Below are 15998 nucleotides of genomic sequence, written 5' to 3' on the forward strand. Positions count from 1 at the left end.
GCATGTCCGGGTCGGCCGGAGGTAGAGTCCGGATGTGCGTTGATCTCCCGGGCGGCGGCCCCGAGCAGCCGCAGACGGTGCGGGGCGCCTCTCGGAGAAGGGGTCGCTCTCGGTCAGCATGTCTGTCATCGCCTCAGTGGAGATCCACGCCATGACTGCTCAGCAGCCTCTCACCTACGACGCGCTCGTCGAACTCGCCACCGCCGATCCAGCCGTCGTCGGTCTCGTCCTCAAAGGTTCCCGAGCCCACGACGGCATGACCACCCAGCACTCCGACCACGACCTGTACGTGATCCTCGCCGATGACGTCACGACCGGTCTCACTCGGCTCGCGGGCCACCGCACCGCCGAGCTGGATCTCGTCATCGTCTCTCTCACCGAGTTCCGCGCCGCCGGGATGCCCGGATTTGAACGCTACGCCCTCGCCCGAGCCCTGATCGTGCTCGACCGGCTCGACGGAGGCATCGCCCGGATCCTCGCCGACAAGGCTCGCCTGGGTGCCGATGAGGCGTTCCAGGATGCCGGTGGCCGGCTCGACGCCTATGTCAACTCTCTCTACCGGTCGGTCAAGAATCATCGGGACGGTCAGGCTCTCGCCGCTCGTCTGGACGCCGCCGACAGCGTTCGGTTCCTGCTCGAGCTGCTTTTCGCTCTCGATCGTCGCCCCCGCCCCTACAACAAGTACCTGGAGTGGGAGCTTGCCCGGTATCCGCTTCCGGGCTGGGACGCCGACGTGTTGCTCCGCGCTGTGGACCGTATTTCGGCGACTGGCGATGTGGCCCTGCAGCGGCATCTGTTCACCCTTGTGGAGAGGGCGGCCCGAGAAGCCGGACATGGCGAGGTGCTGGACGCGTGGGGCGAGGATCTGGACCTCATGCGGCCGCGATAGGGAGACGGGGAGGCTCCTTGCGGCCGTCACCGGGTCTGCGGTGCGGATGGTGGGGTACCCCGTGGTCCGTTTCCGGTTCGGGTCACTTCGCGTGGGTCACCGCGTAGATCATGACGAAGGCGACGATGTGGATGCCGAAGAGGAAGTAGCCGAGGTAGTACCAGACGTAGCGTTCGCGCTTCTTCTCCAGGGCCAGGCGGCGCTTTTCGCTGTCTTCGGGCATCAGGGCTCCCGGTGGACCTTGGTGTTGGAGGCCTGGGCGCGGGGGCGGACGACCAGCAGGTCGATGTTGACGTGGGGCGGGCGGGTGACCGCCCAGGCGATGGTGTCGGCGACGTCGTCCGCGGTGAGGGGGTCGGCGACGCCCTGGTAGACCTTGGCGGCCTTCTCCGTGTCGCCGCCGAAGCGGGTGAGGGCGAACTCGTCGGTCCTGACCATGCCGGGCGCGATCTCGATGACGCGCACCGGGCGGCCGACGATCTCCAGGCGGAGGGTCTCGGCGAGGACGTGGGCGCCGTGCTTGGCGGCGACGTAGCCCGCGCCGCCCTCGTAGGTGGCGTGGCCGGCGGTGGAGGAGACGACGACGACCGTGCCGTCGCCGCTGGCGTCCAGCTTGGGGAGCAGGGCCTGGGTGAGGTTGAGGGTGCCGAGGACGTTCGTCTCGTACATGGTGCGCCACTGGTCCGGGTCGCCGGTGGCGACGGGGTCGGCGCCGAGTGCGCCGCCGGCGTTGTTGACGAGGACGCCGACGGTCTTGAAGGCGGTGGCGAACTCGTCGACGGCGGCGCGGTCGGTGACGTCGAGGGGGTAGGCCGTGGCCTGGTGTCCGGCCGCGGTGATCTCCTCGGAGAGCGCCTCTATGCGGTCCTTGCGGCGGGCGGTGAGGACGACGCGGTAGCCGGCCTCGGCGAGTCGGCGGGCCGTGGCGGCGCCGATCCCGCTGCTCGCACCCGTGACGACGGCGATACGGGACGCGGCGGGCGGTACGGCGGTGGCCATGGGCTGCTCCTCGGGCGGTCGGGGCCGGTCCAGGTCAGCATAAGCGGGGGCGGTGGGTGAGGTGTCAGCCGTTGCGCGGGGCCCACATGATCACGGCCATGCCGGCGAGGCAGACCAGTGCGCCGGTGATGTCCCAGCGGTCGGGGCGGTAGCCGTCGGCGATCACGCCCCACAGGATCGAACCGGCGACGAAGATCCCGCCGTACGCGGCGAGGACGCGGCCGAAGTGGGCGTCGGGCTGGAAGGTGGCGACGAAGCCGTAGGCGCCGAGGGCGAGGACGCCGCCGGCCGCCCACATCCAGCCGCGGTGTTCCCGTACGCCCTGCCAGACCAGCCAGGCGCCGCCGATCTCCAGTACGGCGGCGAGGACGAACAGGGCGGCGGAGCGGAGGATCGGCATGCGGGCAGCCTCGCACGCGGGGGATCACCTGTTGGACGGCGCCTGGCGCGGGCCGGGGGTGGGATACATCCGCAGGAGCGGAGAGGAGCCGCGCATGACGGGAGACACGCGGGCCGGGCTGCTGGCGGAGCTGGCCGTGGTGTCCCGGCGGTACATGGCGGCCCACGCCCTGTTCAACCAGGCGCTCGCCGATCATCTGGGCCTGCATCCCACCGATCTGCAGTGCTTGAACCTGCTGACGTTGGAGGGCGGTCCGGTGTCCACGGGCCGGGTCGCGGAGCTGACGGGGCTGACGACCGGGTCGGCGACGCGGCTGGTGGACCGGCTGGAGCGGGCGGGGTACGTGGTGCGGGAGCGGGACGCGGGGGACCGGCGGCTGGTGCTGGTGGCGGTGGTGCCGGAGCGGGGGGCCGAGTTCGGGCGGGTGTGGGAGCGGCTGGGCGGTGGCTGGTTCGCGCTCTTCGAGGACCTCGACGACGCGCAGCTCGCCCTGTTCACCGGCCATATGAGGCGTGTGACGGAGTTCAGCGCGGAGCAGGCGGCCCGGCTGCGGTCGGGGGAGGTTCCGGGCGCCTAGTCGTGGCCGGTCGTGGCGCCGGCGGCGGTGCCGGCGCGCGCGAACCGGTGTGCGCCGTCGGGTATCGGTCGGGTAGCGTGCGGGGCATGTCGAGCCCCGAAGCATCCAGGGCGGGGGCTTTCGGTCACGCCGTCAGCCCCCTGGACCACTGAGTCCGTAGTTCTGCCGTCCCGCCGTGTTCTGCGGCCGGACGCCTGTGCCCGTGGGTGCTGACCGCGGTGACGAGAACGCCTTCACTCCTGCTTCTCATCGCCTCGGAGCCACTCGATGCCTCTCGCGCTGTACCTGCTTGCCATGGCCGTCTTCGCCATGGGCACCTCCGAATTCATGCTCGCCGGTCTCTTGCCCGGTATCGCCTCCGACCTCGACGTGACGGTCGGGACGGCGGGCACGCTCACGTCGGCCTTCGCGATCGGCATGGTCGTCGGGGCTCCGCTCATGGCCGGGCTTGCCCGCGACTGGCCCGCACGATCCGGTCTCCTCGGGTTCGTCCTCGTCTTCGCGGCGGCTCACGTCCTGGGCGCCGCCACCGCGGACTTCCCGGTCCTGTTCGCCACCCGGGTGGTCGCGGCGCTCGCGAACGCGGGATTCCTCGCCGTGGCCCTGACCACCGCCGCCGAGCTGGTGGCAGCGGACAGGAAGGGACGCGCGCTCGCGGTGCTGCTGTCCGGGACGACGGTGGCCACGATCGCCGGGGTCCCGGCGGGATCGGTGCTCGGCACCGTGCTCGGCTGGCGAGCCACGTTCTGGGCCGTCGCCGTCCTCTGCCTGCCCGCGGCCATCGGCATCCTCAAAGGCGTCCCGGCCGGTCCCGTGCGGGGAGGCGAGTCGCACAGGCCGGCGCTGCGAGCGGAGCTCGTACGGCTCAAGAGCCCGCGCCTGGCCCTCGTGATGCTGCTCGGTGCCCTGGTGAACGCGGCGACCTTCGCGAGTTTCACCTTCCTCGCCCCCGTGGTGACCGACGTCGCCGGCCTGAGCGGTCTGTGGGTCTCGGTCGTTCTGGTGCTCTTCGGTCTCGGTGCTTTCGTCGGTATCACCGTCGCTGGACGAGTGTCCGACCACCGCCCCGGCCCGGTCGTCGCTCTCGGCGGCCCGCTGCTTCTCCTCGGCTGGCCGGCCCTGGCCGTGCTGGCCGACCGGCCGGCCGCCCTGTTCGTCCTGGTGTTCCTGCAGGGCGCGCTGTCGTTCGTGCTGGGCAGCACCCTGATCACGCGGGTCCTCTACGAGGCGACGGGAGCCCCCACCATGGCCGGCTCGTACGCGACCGCGGCTTTCAACATCGGCGCCGCGGTCGGACCGCTCATCGCCGCGGCCTCCCTCGACACCGCCCTCGGAGACCTCGGGCCGTTCTGGGTGAGTGGACTGCTCGTCGTGATCGCGCTGCTCGTGGCGTTCCCCTTCCGCAGTGTGATCGCGGCCGGTCGTGGCACCGAGGTGCTTCGGTGACCCGTGCGCGGCCGGTGCCGGTGCCGGTGCCGTGGGCGTGCGGCCGGGGGTGGAATAGGAGGGGGTGGGGAGTCGTTCCAGAGGTATAGTTGAACCGTCAACAACCTGGAGGGTGAGCGGCCATGCAGTTCGGGATCTTCAGCGTCGGGGATGTCACGCCCGACCCGACCACGGGGCGTACGCCGACCGAGCGGGAGCGGATCAAGGCCATGGTCGCCATCGCGCTGAAGGCCGAGGAGGTGGGCCTGGACGTGTTCGCGACCGGGGAGCACCACAACCCGCCGTTCGTGCCGTCCTCGCCGACCACCATGCTCGGCTACATCGCGGCCCGCACCGAGAAGCTGATCCTGTCCACCTCCACCACCCTGATCACCACCAACGACCCGGTGAAGATCGCCGAGGACTTCGCGATGCTCCAGCACCTGGCCGACGGCCGGGTGGACCTGATGATGGGGCGCGGGAACACCGGCCCGGTCTATCCCTGGTTCGGCAAGGACATCCGTCAGGGCATCAACCTCGCCGTCGAGAACTACGCCCTGCTGCACCGGCTGTGGCGCGAGGACGTCGTCGACTGGGAGGGGAAGTTCCGCACCCCGCTGCAGGGCTTCACCTCCACGCCCCGCCCGCTGGACGGTGTGGCGCCGTTCGTCTGGCACGGCTCGATCCGCTCGCCGGAGATCGCCGAGCAGGCCGCGTACTACGGTGACGGCTTCTTCCACAACAACATCTTCTGGCCGGCCGACCACACCAGGCGGATGGTCGAGCTGTACCGGGCCCGGTACGCCCACTACGGGCACGGCACGCCCGAGCAGGCGATCGTCGGGCTCGGCGGTCAGGTGTTCATGCGGAAGAACAGCCAGGACGCGGTGCGCGAGTTCCGGCCGTACTTCGACGTCGCGCCGGTCTACGGGCACGGGCCCTCGCTGGAGGAGTTCACCGAGCAGACCCCGCTGACCGTGGGCTCTCCGCAGCAGGTCATCGAGAAGACGCTCGCCTTCCGCGAGTACGCCGGTGACTACCAGCGCCAGCTCTTCCTGATGGACCACGCGGGGCTGCCGCTGAAGACCGTGCTGGAACAGCTCGACCTGCTGGGCGAGGAGGTCGTGCCGGTGCTGCGCGAGGAGTTCGCCAAGAACCGCCCGGCCGACGTGCCGGACGCGCCCACCCACAGTTCGCTGCTGGCCACCGCCAAGGCGAAGGAAGGAGCGCGGGCATGAAGCTCGTCGTCGTCTCGGCGGGGCTGAGCGTCCCGTCGTCCACCCGGCTGCTCGGCGACCGGCTGGCCGCCGCGACCGCCGCGCAGGCCCCGGCCGACGTCCAGGTGATCGAGCTGCGCGACCTCGCCGTGGAGATCGCGCACAACTTCACCAACGGCTTCCCGGGCCGGGCGCTGGCCGCCGCGTTCGACGCGGTGGCCGGGGCCGACGGGCTGATCGTGGTCACGCCGGTGTTCTCGGCGTCGTACAGCGGGCTGTTCAAGTCGTTCTTCGACGCGCTGAGCGTCGGCGACCCCGAGGCCCTCGCCGGGAAGCCGGTGCTGATCGCGGCGACCGGCGGTACGGCCCGGCACTCGCTGGTGCTGGACCACGCGCTGCGTCCGCTCTTCTCCTACCTCAAGGCCGTCGTCGTCCCCACCGGCGTCTACGCCGCCTCCGAGGACTGGGGCGCCGAGGGCCTGGACGGGCGTGTCGAGCGGGCGGCCGGGGAGCTGGCGGCGCTGACGACCGGGGCGGCCACCGCCCGCCCGCTGCCCCGGCGGGACTCCTTCGAGGAGGTCACCCCGTTCGAGGAGCGGCTCGCGGCGCTGCGGCCCGCCGGGTGAGAGCGGAGTAAGAAGCGGGCCCCGGTGCCGTCCACCGGGGCCGCGGGACGGCGGCGGTTGGCAGACTGGGGGCGTGCCGCACACCCTTCTGCTCGCCGAAGACGACCGCGCCATCCGCAACGCCCTGGAGCGTGCCCTCACCCTGGAGGGCTACCGGGTCACGGCCGTCGCCGACGGCGTCGAGGCCCTCGCGCAGGCCCACCGCAGCCGGCCCGACGTGCTGGTCCTGGACGTGATGATGCCCGGCATCGACGGGCTCCAGGTGTGCCGGGTGCTGCGCGCCGAGGGCGACCGCACGCCGGTGCTGATGCTGACCGCGCTGGTGGAGACCGCCGACCGGATCGCGGGACTGGACGCGGGCGCCGACGACTACGTCGTCAAGCCGTTCGACGTCGAGGAGGTCTTCGCCCGGCTGCGCGCGCTGCTGCGCCGGGTGGCCCCGGCACCTGCCCCGGCTCCGGCCCCGGTGCCCGAGCCCGTCGCGGAGACGAGGCCGGAGCCCCCCGGCCGGTTCCTGGAGGCGGCCGGGCTGCGCATGGACCCGCAGGCGCGCCGGGCCTGGCGGGGCGGGCGGGAGCTGGAGCTGACCCGCACCGAGTTCGAGCTGCTGGAGCTGCTGATCCGCCACGCGGGCATCGTCCTGAACCACTCCACCATCTACGACCGCATCTGGGGCTACGACTTCGGCCCCGGCTCCAAGAACCTCGCCGTCTACGTCGGCTACCTGCGCCGCAAACTCGACGAGCCCGGCGCGCCGCAGCTCATCCACACCGTGCGCGGGGTGGGTTACGTGCTGCGGGAGGGCTGAGTGTCGTACGGGCGGCCGGTCTCCCGGAGGCGGCTGCGGCTGCTGTCGCTGGGGACCACGTTCGCGGTGGCGTTCGCCGCGGTGACCGCCACCGTCACCGTGCTGGTCGGGATCCTGTCGTACAACGCGGCGGCCCGGCTGGTGCGGGTGGACCAGCAGTCGGTGTTCGACGAGGTCGTGCAGGACCTGCGGGACGAGGTCCGGGAGAACCGGATGTCGCCGCTCGACTTCTCCTCCGCCGCGCCCGGTCATGATCTGGTGCGGCCCGCGCGGACCGATGTGCAGGTGCTCGGGCCTGACGGCAGTGTCTTCGACCCCGGCGACCCCGGCCTGCCGGTGGTCGACGCCGACCGGCGGGTCGCGGGAGCCGCGACCGCGGGGCGGGTGGTCGTGCACGCGGACGTCGACGTCGGCGACGACGTCTACCGGGTGGCGACCGTCGCGCTGGGCGGCGAGCGGGGCGCGGTGCAGGTCGCGCAGGAGTTCAGCGACACCGAGGACCTGCTGCGGGCGCTCCAGCGGCGCACGCTGATCCTGATGGCGGCGGTGGTGGTCGGGGCGGGGCTGCTCGGCTGGTGGGTGGCCCGGCGCATCACCCGGCGCCTGGTCGTCCTCACCAACACCGCCGAGGCCGTCGCCCGTACGCGGCGGCTCGGCATCCAGGTGCCGGTGGCCGGTTACGACGAGGTGGGGCGGCTCGGCCGGGCCTTCGACCGGATGCTGGGGCGGCTCGCCCAGTCGGAGGAGGACCAGCGGCGGCTGGTCCAGGACGCCGGGCACGAGCTGCGTACGCCGCTCACCTCGCTGCGCACCAACATCTCCCTGCTGCGCCGCATCGACGAGCTGCCGCCCGGCACCCGTGAGGAACTCGTCGCCGATCTCACGCAGGAGGCCCGCGAGCTGACCGACCTCGTCAACGAACTCGTCGACCTCGCGGCCGGGCAGTCCGACACCGAGCCGCCGCAGCGGGTCGACCTCGCGGACGTCGCGGAGGAGGTGGCGGGTCTTGCGCGGCGCCGTACCGGGCGGGAGATCGTGGTCGAGGTGAGTGGTGACACCGCGACCGACGGGCGGCCGGGGATGCTGACGCGGGCGCTGTCCAATCTCGTCGAGAACGCGGTGAAGTTCGACCGGGAGGGTCGTGCTCCCGTGGAGATCCGGGTCGCGGGGCCGGCTCGGGCGGGGGCGGCTCGGGCGGGGGCGGCTCGGGCGGGGGTGGTGCGGGTGGAGGTGCGGGACCGGGGGCCGGGGATCGCCGATGACGATCTGGTGCGGGTGTTCGACCGGTTCTACCGTGCCGCTGATGCGCGGTCCCTGCCGGGGTCGGGGCTCGGGCTCTCCATCGTGCGGGAGGTCGCGCTTGCGCATGGGGGAGCGCCGTACGCCTTCTCCCGCGAGGGCGGGGGGACGGTGACCGGGTTCACGGTGGGGGGTGTGGCCGCGCAGCCGTCGGACGGGTGAACGGTGTTGCGGTGCGGCGGGAGTGGGTCGCGCTGCCCGGCGCTTGCGGGGTGCCGTCGCGCCCACCCGTGCCGCCCTGCGGCACGATTGCCCGCGATTCCGGGCAGGTATGTGTGCGGGGGGGCGGCGGAGTGTCGTCTCCCGGTGAGGGGAGGGCGAGCGTGCTGACGGGTGAGGAGGCTGCCGCGTTGGCGGCGGTTGACGAGGGGGCGTTGGGGCGGTCGTTGTTGGAGTTGGTGGCTGTGCCCAGTGTGACGGGGAGTGGGGCCGAGTCGGAGCTTCAGCATCGGCTGGCCGGGCGGCTGGAGTCGCTCGGGATGGATGTCGACCTGTGGTCGATGGATCTGTCCGCGCTGCGTGCCGAACCGGACTTCCCGGGGACGGAGGCGCCGCGGGAGGAGGCGTGGGGGCTGGTCGGGACCACCCCGGACGGGGGCGACGGGCCCACCCTGATTCTCAACGGCCACGTCGACGTCGTACCGCCGGGTGATCCCGCCGCGTGGGACGGCGACCCGTTCGTGCCCCGGGTGACCGGGGACCTCGTGCACGGGCGCGGGGCCTGCGACATGAAGGCCGGGCTCGCGGCGCACCTCGCCGCGCTCGCGGCGATACGTTCCGCCGGGATACGGCTGCGCGGCCGGGTCGCCGCGCACTTCGTCGTCGGCGAGGAGGACGGCGGACTCGGCGCCTACGCCACCCTGCGGCGCGGTCACCGCGGCGACGCGTGCGTGATCGCCGAGCCGACCGCCTCCACGCTGATCACCGCGAACGCGGGCGCGCTGACGTTCCGTCTCGCCGTGCCCGGCAGGGCGGCGCACGGCAGTTCGCGGGAGCGGGGGGTCAGCGCCGTCGACGCGTATCTGCCGCTGCACCGGGCGCTGGCCGCGCTGGAGACGGAGCGGAACCGGGACCCGGACCCGCTGCTCGCCGAGTACCCGATCCCGTACGGCCTGTCGGTGGGCACCGTGCGTGCCGGGGACTGGGCGAGCAGCGTGCCCGATCTGCTGGTCGCCGAGGGGCGGTTCGGCGTACGCCTCGGTGAGGAACCGGCCGACGCGCGCGCCGAGTTCGAGCGGTGCGTGGCGCAGGCGTGCGCCGCCGACCCCTGGCTGCGGGACCGTCCGGCCGTGGTGAGCTGGCCGGGCGGGCAGTTCGCGAGCGGCCGGCTGCCCGAGGGGCACGTCCTCGCGGACGTGGTCGGGTCCGCGTACGCCGACGCGACGGGCGGCCCGCGGCCGAGGCGGCGCGGCGCCACGTACGGCAGCGACCTGCGGCACTACACCGGTGCCGGGATACCGACGCTGCAGTACGGCCCCGGGGACATCGCGGTGGCCCACAGCGAGCGCGAACACGTGTCCCTGCGGGAGGTGGTGGAGGCCGCGCGGACGCTGGTGCTGACGGTGCTGCGGACCGTCGGGACCAAGTGAGGCGGGCGCGGATGTGGTTACCGTGCGTCCGAGGGCGCCCGGGGCCGTGCGGTGGATCCCCCGCCGTCGCGCGGCCACGGGCGCCCGGTCATGCCAGTACAGGCACCCCGCGACCGGCACGCGGCCGGCCGACGCCCGCCCTCCGGTGCGCGCCGCGGCTGCCGTGCCGGCGTCGCCCAGGACCGCCGACCTCAGGAAGTCAGATGAAGACACGCGTCGATCTGCTCACCAAGGAGTACCCGCCGGAGATCTACGGCGGAGCCGGAGTCCATGTCGCCGAACTCGCCCGTTCGCTCAGGTCGTTGGTGGACCTGCGGGTGCACTGCCTCGGCGGCCCCCGGGACGAGGAGGGGGTGACCGCGTACCGCGAGCCCCGGCTCGGCGACGACGCCAACGCCGCGCTGCGCACCCTCGGGGCGAACGTGGAGATGGCGGCGGGCTGCGCGGGCGCCGAACTCGTCCACAGCCACACCTGGTACGCCAACGGGGCCGGTCATCTCGCCCGCACCCTGTACGGCGTCCCGCACGTCGTCACCACGCACAGCCTGGAGCCCCTGCGCCCGTGGAAGGCCGAGCAGTTGGGCGGCGGCTACGCGCTCTCCTCGATGGTGGAGCGCACCGCGCTGCTGCACGCCGACGCGGTGATCGCGGTCTCGGAGGCGATGCGCGGGGACGTGCTGCGCGTCCACCCCGACATCGACCCGGACAGGGTGCACGTCGTCCACAACGGCATCGACACCGCCGTGCACCGGCCCGACCACGGCACCGCCGCCCTGCGGCGGCACGGCATCGACCCGGAGCGTCCCCTCGTGCTGTTCGTCGGGCGGGTGACGCGGCAGAAGGGTCTGCCCCAACTGCTGCGCGCTGCCTTCGAGATGGACCCGGAGGCGCAACTGGTGCTGTGCTGCGGCCGGCCGGACACGCCGGGGATCGCCGCCGAGACGGCCGCGCTGGTCGAGGCGCTGGGGCGCTCGCGGGGCGGGGTCGTCCGCATCGACGGCATGCTCGACCAGGTCTCCCTGCGTCAACTGCTCACCCACGCCGACGTGTTCGTCTGCCCCTCGCTGTACGAGCCGATGGGCATCGTCAACCTGGAGGCGATGGCCTGCGGGACGGCGGTGGTGGCCACCGCCACCGGGGGGATACCCGAGGTCGTCGCGGACGGCGAGACCGGGCTGCTCGTCCCGGTCGAGCAGGAGCAGGACGGCACCGGGACCCCGCTGGATCCCAAGCGGTTCGCCTCGGACCTGGCCGCCGCCGTGAACCGGCTGATCGCCGATCCGGACCTGGCGTCGGCGATGGGCGTCGCGGGCCGGATCAGGGCCGAGAAGTTCTTCGGCTGGGACCGCGTCGCCGAACGGGTGCACACCGTCTACCGGCACGCACTCGGCACCTGAGGAGCCGGGGCGGCCCCGGCTTCTGCCTCCGGCGCTCCGGCCCTTTCTGGTGCTTCGCCCCCGGCCCGTGCGGCGGGGCGGTCAGGCCCTGCCCCGCCGGGACCCGGTGCCGGCGGGGCCGGTCCCGGCAGCACGATGGGAGCGCCGGCAGCATCCCGGCTCCGGGCCCAGGCCACCGGCTCCCGGCCCGGCCCCCGACCTCGGCCCCCGGCCCCCGCGTCGGCCGGGCGGCCGGGCCCCGCCCCGTCGGGACCCGGGATGACGGGGCGGCCGGGCCCCGCCCCGCCGGGCCCCGCCCCGCCGGGCCCCGCCCCGTCGGGGCCCGGCGTCGGCGGGCCCGTCGTCGACCTCTTGGAGTCGAGGCGGGATCGTTGACCGGCGTACCCGGGCAGCCGTTACGTTCGCCGGCATGTCGGATGCGCCCTCAACCTCTTGCACCGAAGGTGCCGCCAAGGGCGGCCCGGCGGACCCGCAGGGCGGGACCCGGGTCACCACGCTCGAGTTGTTCTTCGACCTCGCCTTCGTCTTCAACTTCACCCAACTCGCCCGGCTGCTGAGCCGGGACATGACCCCCCGGGGTCTGCTGCAGGTGCTGTTGATCTTCTGGCTGCTGTGGTGGATGTACGGCGGCTACGCCTGGCTGACCAACCACCTGCCGCCGCACCGCAAGCGCCACCGGCTGCTGCTCCTGCTGGGCATGGCCTCGTTCCTGGTGCTCGGCCTGGCGACCCCCAACGCCTTCGACGGTGACGGCGTCGCCTTCGGGGTCGGCTACCTGCTGATCGTCTCCGTGCACGCCGCGCTGTTCGCGTTCGGCGGCCCCAAGGCCGCCCGGAACATGCTGAGCATCGCACCGTTCCACCTCGTGGTCGCGCTGCTGCTCATCGTGGCGGGGCTGCTGGACGGGCCGGTGGTGTACGCGCTGTGGGCCGGGGCCGTGGTGCTGGAGGTCGTGGCGCCGATGGTGACCGGGGTCTCCGGCTTCGAGCTGCGGCCCAGCCACTTCGTCGAGCGGCACGGACTGCTGATGATCATCGCGCTGGGCGACTCGTTCCTGGCGCTCGGCATCGGCAGCGACGGCGCGCAGGCCGGCCTGTCCATGGTCACCACCGCCGTTCTGATCTTCGTCATCCCCGCCTGCCTGTGGTGGGTGTACTTCGACGAGTCGGAGAAGGCGCGGCGCGCCGAGTACGCCCTGGAGTGCCAGGACGCGCACCAGCGGTCGAGACTGGCGCTGTCCGCGTTCTTCTACGCCCATGTGCCGATGCTGCTGGGGCTGATCCTCATCGCGGCGGCCGTCAAGAAGACCATCGCGGCCCCCTACGAGCCGCTCGCCCTGGCCCCCGGAGCGGCGCTGGCCCTGGGGGTCTCGCTCTACCTCGCCGGCATCGCGTGGTTCCACGGCATCCTCAAGATCGGACCCCAGCGCTTCCACTGCGCCGCCGCGCTGCTCGGCGTCGCCGCCGTTCCCGTGGGCCATCTGTTCGCCGCCGTCGTCGAAGTGGCCCTGCTCGGACTGCTCATCGTCAGCGCCGTGATCAGCGAGCACCGCTGGTCCCGCCGGATGGGCCACCTCGTCCACCGCACCGACCCCGTCCGTACACCCGCACAACTGGAGGTATCCCGCCCATGAGCTCCGTGGCCGACCGCCTGGACGTCATCGACACCTGCACCCGTATGGCCTGGTACATCGACTCGGGCGCCTGGGAGGCGCTCGCGGAGGTGTTCAGCGAGGAGATCCGGCTCGACTACACGAGCCTCAACGGCGGCGAGCCCGCCGTGCTCAGCCGCAAGGAGCTGATCGGCGCCTGGTCGGGGCTGCTGGGCAGCTTCACCACCACCCAGCACCTGCTCAGCAACTACCTCGTGGACGTCGAGGGCGACACGGCGGTGGCCACCGCCATGTTCCAGGCCACCCACCGGATGCCGAACGAGCACGGCGGCCCGCTGTGGATCCTCGGCGGCAGGTACCGCTTCGACCTGGCGCGCACCGGGGAGGGCTGGCGCATCAACGGCGTCGAGATGACCGCCACCTGGGCCGACGGAAACCAGCACCTGCTCGCCCGGGCCGCCGAGGCGCAGTCCGGGCGGGGCTGAGGTCAGGAAGTCGACACCCCTTTTCTTGCCGCTTGAACAGCGGTCCGCGAATCATTTCCGGTGATTCCCGAACGCCCCGTCTAGGAGACGTGATGAGTGACCTCACCGAAGAGACCCGGAAAGTCGCCCAGCGGTGGTTCGACGCGCTTTCCGGCGGCGATTTCGACACCGCGCTCGACACGCTGGCCGAGGACGTCGAGTGGATCAACTACGCGCCGGTGCCCGGCTACAACGACGACATGAAGTGGATCGGCTCCTACCGGGGCCGGGACGCCGTGCTCGGCACCCTGAAGATCTTCACCGAGGCCGTCGAGGTGAAATTCGAGAAGCTGACCAACCTCGTGGTCGACGGCACGCAGGCCGCCGGTGTGATCCACGAGGTTTCGGTGGTCAGGGAGACCGGCGTCGAATTCGAGATCGAATTCGTCCAGCTGCTCTCCGTCCGCGGCGGAAAGATCGTCCGCTGGAAGTCGTACACCGACCCGTCCCAGATCATCCGCGCGCTGCGCGGGGACACCACGGACAAGGCGGCCGCCTGATGAGCACCGAACTGATCACCGCCGTGCGCGGCCGGGACACCGCCGGGGCCTTACGGCTGCTGGACGCCGGCGCGGACCCCAACGCCCGCGACGACGCCTCCGGCCTCACCGCGCTGATGATCGCCGCCGGCCAGGCCGACGTCCTGACCGTACGGGTCCTGATCGCGGCGGGGGCCGACGTGCTCGCCGCGGACCGCCGGGCCGGCGCCACCGCGCTGCACAAGGCCTGCCAGGGCGGCAGCCTCGACGTGGTGCGCGCCCTGGTCGAGGCCGGCGCGTTCGTGGACGCCGTCGCCCCGACCACCGGGCACACCGCCCTGATGGACGCGCTCTGGTACAAGTTCCCGGACATCGCCCGGTACCTGCTGGACCGGGGCGCGAGCCTGAAGGTGTACACGCACTACGGCTTCTCGCTGGAGCAGCACTTCGAGTACGAGCTGAACGTCAACACCTTCGGCAAGGAGCGGCTGCTGGAGGCCGAGCGGCACCTCGACGCCCGCCGCCGCGGCGACGAGGAGGCCGTGGGCCGCCAGGAGCTGATGGCCGCCGTCACCGAGGGCGACACGGAACGGGTCCGCAAGCTGCTCGACGGCGGTGCCGAGGTCGACGAGCGCTTCCCGAACCTGGGCGGCTTCAACGACAGCCACACCCCGCTGCTGGTCGCCTCCCGCGACGGCCACACCGAGATCGTGCGGCTGCTGCTCGCCGCGGGCGCCGACGTCAACGCCGTCGAGCCGACCTTCGGCGCGGTGCCGCTGCACAAGGCCGTCTACAACGGGCACGCCGGCATCACCGCCGACCTGGTCCGCCAGGACGGCATCGACCTGGACTTCCAGGGCGCCACCAACGGCTACACCCCGCTGCACGACTCCCTGTGGCACGGCTACGAGGACTGCGCGCGCACCCTCGTCGAAGCGGGGGCCCGGCTCGACGCGGTCGGCCACGACGGCAAGACCCCCCTCGACCTGGCCGCCGAGGTCTTCGGCGCCGACCACGCCCTGACCGCACTCATCCGCGACCGCGCCGCGCGCTGAGGTCCGCCCCGTTCACCGACCCTCCGTACGACGGGAGTCCGCCATGCTCTTCTACGTCCAGATGAAGTGGAACCACGAGGGCCGCATCACCCTCGACGAGCTCTGGGAGCTCGAACAGGACGAGGCCGTGCACGCCCAGGAGACGGTCGACTCCGGCTTCTGCGTGGGCATCTGGAAGGTGGCCGCGCAGAAGCGGGTCATCGCGATCATCGACTCGCCCGACGCCGAGGAGCTGGACCGCACCGCGCTGGGCCGGCTGCCGATGCGCGAGTACCTGGAGTTCGAGGAGGTCTGGCCGCTGCGCGACTACCTCGGCTTCGCCGAGGACGTCAAGCAGCGCTACAAGGTCTGAGCAGGCCCCCCATGACCCGCACCACGACCCGCACCGCACTCGTCACCGGCGGCAACCGGGGCATCGGCCTGGAGACCTGCCGCCAGCTCCTCCGGGCCGGCCTCGACGTCGTCCTGGCCGCGCGCGACACCGCGCGCGGCCGGGAGGCGGCCCGGGGCATCAAGGGCGCCGGCGCCCGGATCCGCGTCGAGGAGCTGGACGTCACCAGCCGCGCGAGCGTCGACGCGTGCGCGCGGCGGCTCACCGACGCGGGCGTCGAGGTCGACGTGCTGGTCAACAACGCCGGCGTCTATCCCACGGACTCGTTCTTCGAGCTCGACGAGGCCACCTGGCGGGAGGCCCTCGACGTGAACCTGACGGGCGCCTTCCACACCTGCCAGGTCTTCGTGCCGGCGATGGCACGGCGTGGCTGGGGGCGCGTGGTGAACGTCTCCTCCGGGCTGGGGGCCATGACCGACAACGTGCCGTCGCCCGCCGCGTACGGCGTCTCCAAGGCCGCGCTCAACGCGCTGACGCTGGTGGTGTCGTCCGCCGCCGGGCCCGCGGTGAAGGTCAACGCCGTCTGCCCCGGCTGGGTGCGCACCGACATGGGCGGGTCCTGGGCGCCCACCGGCGTCGAGAAGGGCGCCGACACGGTGACCTGGCTGGCCACGCTGCCCGACTCCGGGCCCACCGGCGGGTTCTTCCGCAACCGGCGGAGGATCCCGTGGTGACCCGGTGCCGTCCCCAGCCCTTACAGACAAGGAGAGT

General features: G+C 72.6%; 18 protein-coding genes. 15 read left to right on the forward strand and 3 right to left on the reverse strand.

From position 1 onward, the window contains the following. Window positions 1-151: 151 nt before the first annotated feature. Window positions 152-889, forward strand: coding sequence for a hypothetical protein (locus ACZ62B_RS09615; RefSeq protein WP_469689670.1), 738 nt, complete (start codon window positions 152-154; stop codon window positions 887-889). 82 nt (window positions 890-971) lie between these two features. On the opposite strand, the gene ACZ62B_RS09620 is transcribed toward ACZ62B_RS09615, so the two are convergent. The 3 genes from ACZ62B_RS09620 to ACZ62B_RS09630 all read right to left on the reverse strand — a co-directional run bounded on the left by ACZ62B_RS09620 (window position 972) and on the right by ACZ62B_RS09630 (window position 2288). Next, on the reverse strand, window positions 972-1112 hold the full coding sequence (locus tag ACZ62B_RS09620; RefSeq protein ID WP_344565933.1) for a hypothetical protein: 141 nt from the start codon (window positions 1110-1112) through the stop codon (window positions 972-974). Beyond that, window positions 1112-1888: an SDR family NAD(P)-dependent oxidoreductase gene (locus ACZ62B_RS09625; RefSeq protein ID WP_468882093.1), complete on the reverse strand. Its 777-nt coding sequence runs from the start codon at window positions 1886-1888 to the stop codon at window positions 1112-1114. Before ACZ62B_RS09625 ends, ACZ62B_RS09620 begins: the two co-directional genes overlap by 1 nt. A gap of 64 nt (window positions 1889-1952) precedes the next feature. Further along, the gene (locus tag ACZ62B_RS09630; RefSeq protein ID WP_468719814.1) at window positions 1953-2288 is read right to left on the reverse strand and encodes a YnfA family protein; all 336 of its coding nucleotides are present in this window, start codon (window positions 2286-2288) and stop codon (window positions 1953-1955) included. Window positions 2289-2382: 94 nt separating this feature from the next. Between ACZ62B_RS09630 and ACZ62B_RS09635 the strand changes: the two genes are divergently transcribed. The 14 genes from ACZ62B_RS09635 to ACZ62B_RS09700 all read left to right on the forward strand — a co-directional run bounded on the left by ACZ62B_RS09635 (window position 2383) and on the right by ACZ62B_RS09700 (window position 15961). Next, window positions 2383-2865: a MarR family winged helix-turn-helix transcriptional regulator gene (locus ACZ62B_RS09635; RefSeq protein ID WP_468882090.1), complete on the forward strand. Its 483-nt coding sequence runs from the start codon at window positions 2383-2385 to the stop codon at window positions 2863-2865. A 267-nt stretch (window positions 2866-3132) separates the two neighbouring features. After that, window positions 3133-4311, forward strand: coding sequence for a Cmx/CmrA family chloramphenicol efflux MFS transporter (locus ACZ62B_RS09640; protein ID WP_468886398.1), 1179 nt, complete (start codon window positions 3133-3135; stop codon window positions 4309-4311). A 122-nt stretch (window positions 4312-4433) separates the two neighbouring features. Then, entirely contained in the window at window positions 4434-5528 is a 1095-nt protein-coding gene (locus tag ACZ62B_RS09645) for an LLM class flavin-dependent oxidoreductase (protein ID WP_344565944.1), read from the forward strand. Beyond that, window positions 5525-6133 carry a CE1759 family FMN reductase gene (locus tag ACZ62B_RS09650; protein WP_469689674.1) on the forward strand — a complete coding sequence of 203 codons (609 nt, stop codon included), beginning with the start codon at window positions 5525-5527 and terminating at the stop codon, window positions 6131-6133. The genes ACZ62B_RS09645 and ACZ62B_RS09650 overlap by 4 nt, the downstream gene beginning before the upstream one ends. A gap of 73 nt (window positions 6134-6206) precedes the next feature. Further along, entirely contained in the window at window positions 6207-6941 is a 735-nt protein-coding gene (locus tag ACZ62B_RS09655) for a response regulator transcription factor (RefSeq protein WP_344565946.1), read from the forward strand. Further along, window positions 6942-8402 (forward strand): HAMP domain-containing sensor histidine kinase, encoded by a 1461-nt coding sequence (locus ACZ62B_RS09660; RefSeq protein WP_468719819.1) that lies wholly within the window; start codon window positions 6942-6944, stop codon window positions 8400-8402. Between the two features lie 161 nt (window positions 8403-8563). Next, the gene (locus ACZ62B_RS09665) at window positions 8564-9829 is read left to right on the forward strand and encodes an ArgE/DapE family deacylase (protein ID WP_469689676.1); all 1266 of its coding nucleotides are present in this window, start codon (window positions 8564-8566) and stop codon (window positions 9827-9829) included. Between the two features lie 203 nt (window positions 9830-10032). Beyond that, window positions 10033-11226, forward strand: coding sequence for a glycogen synthase (glgA, locus tag ACZ62B_RS09670; RefSeq protein WP_469689678.1), 1194 nt, complete (start codon window positions 10033-10035; stop codon window positions 11224-11226). Between the two features lie 409 nt (window positions 11227-11635). After that, window positions 11636-12859, forward strand: coding sequence for a low temperature requirement protein A (locus ACZ62B_RS09675; protein ID WP_451831765.1), 1224 nt, complete (start codon window positions 11636-11638; stop codon window positions 12857-12859). Further along, entirely contained in the window at window positions 12856-13323 is a 468-nt protein-coding gene (locus tag ACZ62B_RS09680; RefSeq protein WP_344565956.1) for a nuclear transport factor 2 family protein, read from the forward strand. The genes ACZ62B_RS09675 and ACZ62B_RS09680 overlap by 4 nt, the downstream gene beginning before the upstream one ends. Window positions 13324-13415: 92 nt before the next feature. After that, window positions 13416-13862: a nuclear transport factor 2 family protein gene (locus ACZ62B_RS09685; protein WP_344565958.1), complete on the forward strand. Its 447-nt coding sequence runs from the start codon at window positions 13416-13418 to the stop codon at window positions 13860-13862. After that, a complete protein-coding gene (locus tag ACZ62B_RS09690) occupies window positions 13862-14896 on the forward strand; it encodes an ankyrin repeat domain-containing protein (RefSeq protein WP_344565960.1) in 1035 nt (344 codons plus the stop codon). The genes ACZ62B_RS09685 and ACZ62B_RS09690 overlap by 1 nt, the downstream gene beginning before the upstream one ends. 43 nt (window positions 14897-14939) lie before the next feature. After that, on the forward strand, window positions 14940-15248 hold the full coding sequence (locus ACZ62B_RS09695; protein WP_073932985.1) for a muconolactone Delta-isomerase: 309 nt from the start codon (window positions 14940-14942) through the stop codon (window positions 15246-15248). A gap of 11 nt (window positions 15249-15259) precedes the next feature. Further along, complete coding sequence (locus ACZ62B_RS09700; protein ID WP_468719826.1) at window positions 15260-15961, forward strand: SDR family NAD(P)-dependent oxidoreductase; 702 nt, start codon at window positions 15260-15262, stop codon at window positions 15959-15961. Window positions 15962-15998: the final 37 nt, after the last annotated feature.

The organism is Streptomyces sp. NPDC053426 (assembly GCF_055585405.1).

Excerpts from the sequence above, each read along its gene's own strand:
- ACZ62B_RS09685 (WP_344565958.1), top strand. The coding sequence starts at position 13,416 with ATGAGTGACCTCACCGAAGAGACCCGGAAAGTCGCCCAGCGGTGGTTC.
- ACZ62B_RS09640 (WP_468886398.1), top strand. The coding sequence starts at position 3,133 with ATGCCTCTCGCGCTGTACCTGCTTGCCATGGCCGTCTTCGCCATGGGC.
- ACZ62B_RS09675 (WP_451831765.1), top strand. The coding sequence starts at position 11,636 with ATGTCGGATGCGCCCTCAACCTCTTGCACCGAAGGTGCCGCCAAGGGC.
- ACZ62B_RS09630 (WP_468719814.1), bottom strand. The coding sequence starts at position 2,288 with ATGCCGATCCTCCGCTCCGCCGCCCTGTTCGTCCTCGCCGCCGTACTG.
- glgA (WP_469689678.1), top strand. The coding sequence starts at position 10,033 with ATGAAGACACGCGTCGATCTGCTCACCAAGGAGTACCCGCCGGAGATC.
- ACZ62B_RS09635 (WP_468882090.1), top strand. The coding sequence starts at position 2,383 with ATGACGGGAGACACGCGGGCCGGGCTGCTGGCGGAGCTGGCCGTGGTG.
- ACZ62B_RS09650 (WP_469689674.1), top strand. The coding sequence starts at position 5,525 with ATGAAGCTCGTCGTCGTCTCGGCGGGGCTGAGCGTCCCGTCGTCCACC.
- ACZ62B_RS09690 (WP_344565960.1), top strand. The coding sequence starts at position 13,862 with ATGAGCACCGAACTGATCACCGCCGTGCGCGGCCGGGACACCGCCGGG.
- ACZ62B_RS09645 (WP_344565944.1), top strand. The coding sequence starts at position 4,434 with ATGCAGTTCGGGATCTTCAGCGTCGGGGATGTCACGCCCGACCCGACC.
- ACZ62B_RS09625 (WP_468882093.1), bottom strand. The coding sequence starts at position 1,888 with ATGGCCACCGCCGTACCGCCCGCCGCGTCCCGTATCGCCGTCGTCACG.
- ACZ62B_RS09615 (WP_469689670.1), top strand. The coding sequence starts at position 152 with ATGACTGCTCAGCAGCCTCTCACCTACGACGCGCTCGTCGAACTCGCC.
- ACZ62B_RS09700 (WP_468719826.1), top strand. The coding sequence starts at position 15,260 with ATGACCCGCACCACGACCCGCACCGCACTCGTCACCGGCGGCAACCGG.
- ACZ62B_RS09680 (WP_344565956.1), top strand. The coding sequence starts at position 12,856 with ATGAGCTCCGTGGCCGACCGCCTGGACGTCATCGACACCTGCACCCGT.
- ACZ62B_RS09695 (WP_073932985.1), top strand. The coding sequence starts at position 14,940 with ATGCTCTTCTACGTCCAGATGAAGTGGAACCACGAGGGCCGCATCACC.
- ACZ62B_RS09620 (WP_344565933.1), bottom strand. The coding sequence starts at position 1,112 with ATGCCCGAAGACAGCGAAAAGCGCCGCCTGGCCCTGGAGAAGAAGCGC.